The 1,218-nt window shown below is 67.4% G+C and carries 1 protein-coding gene; it reads right to left on the bottom strand.

Translation table 11 applies throughout. The features are described 5' to 3' along the window. Window positions 1–1,218, bottom strand: a 1,218-nt coding sequence (locus AB0K82_RS44615; protein WP_364409853.1) for a DUF4157 domain-containing protein, incomplete at both ends; no start/stop codon positions are given.

Genomic DNA, 1,218 nt, shown 5'->3' with positions numbered 1-1,218 from the left:
TGAAGTCCCGCTCGGTGCGGCGCGAGTTGAACTCGGTGCGCATCGGGTCGGAGAGCAGCGCGACCGACAGCAGCCCGCCGAGCGCGGCCTTCTGCCGGCTGGTCATGTCGCTGAACTTCATCGTCTCGTCGTCGTTCAGGAAGGCGAGGATGTCGCGCGCGCGATCCTTCTTGTCCTCCTCGTCCTCGTCGCTGTCCGAAAGCTCGTCGGCCCAGTCGTCATAGTCCTTGCCGACCTTCTTGTGCTTCTTGCCATAGTCCTTGGCGCGGTAGCCGACCATGCCCTGGGGCTGCTTGGTCGTCTCGGAAGGCGTGTCGAACGCCTCGCCGCCGCGCGACATGGTCTTGCTGCCGAACGGATAGTGGAGCCGCAGCGTCCGCGGGACGACCCGGTAGCTGTTGCGGATCATCATCAGCGCAGTGCGCACGCTGACATTGTTGGCGCGGGCGATCTCGCCGATGTCGAACTCGCCATCGCTGGTCGACACGCGCGCATTGCTGTAGGTGATCGAGCTCGACGTGCCGCCCATGTCCTCGTCGTCGCTCGATTCCTCAACATCCGAATCGCTGCCCGAATCCAGATCCGAATCGTCGGATTCCACCATGGCGCCGGCGCGCGCATGGATGTTGCGCTGGCCGCGCACCAGCCCGACGTCGAACAGGTACCAGCCGCCGCCGCGTATCTCCTCCAGCTCGCCTTCCTGGCGGACGCCGTCGACCGTCGTCACGTCGAACGATTCGCCGATATCGACCTCGTCCACCTGGATGCATTGTGCCACGGCGGCCGATGGCGGCGCCGTCGCCGGAGCCATCGCCCCGCCGGATGATGGCTGCGCGCGCGTCGCACGCGCAGCCATCCTGTCGGCCTCGTTCTCGAGCGTGAGATCGTCGTTCACCGGCAGGTTGCCGGCCCGCGCCGTCGGGCCGACCCGGCCCTGTTTCTGCTGGACGATATGCCAGGCCTCGTGCGGCAGGTGGCGCTCCTTGCCCGGGGCCAGATGGATATCCGAGCCCTGGGCATAGGCGTGCGCCTTCAGCTGCGCGGGGCGCGACGAGTTGCGATGCACGCGAACGTCGTCGAGCGATATGCCCGAGAGCGTCTCGATCCCGTGCTTGAGCCCGTCGGGCAGGCCGGTGCGGTTGGGGCCGGCGGTGCGTGCCACGCCGGCGGCATGCGAGCGGGCATAATCGGCGACCGTCTCGGACGCTATGGCCATCT

Source organism: Actinoallomurus sp. NPDC052274, from assembly GCF_040679475.1.
In the GTDB taxonomy this organism is placed as follows: domain Bacteria; phylum Actinomycetota; class Actinomycetes; order Streptosporangiales; family Streptosporangiaceae; genus Actinoallomurus; species Actinoallomurus liliacearum.
Note: the sequence above shows the minus strand (reverse complement) of the source record. Positions and strands in the feature narration are given on the sequence as shown.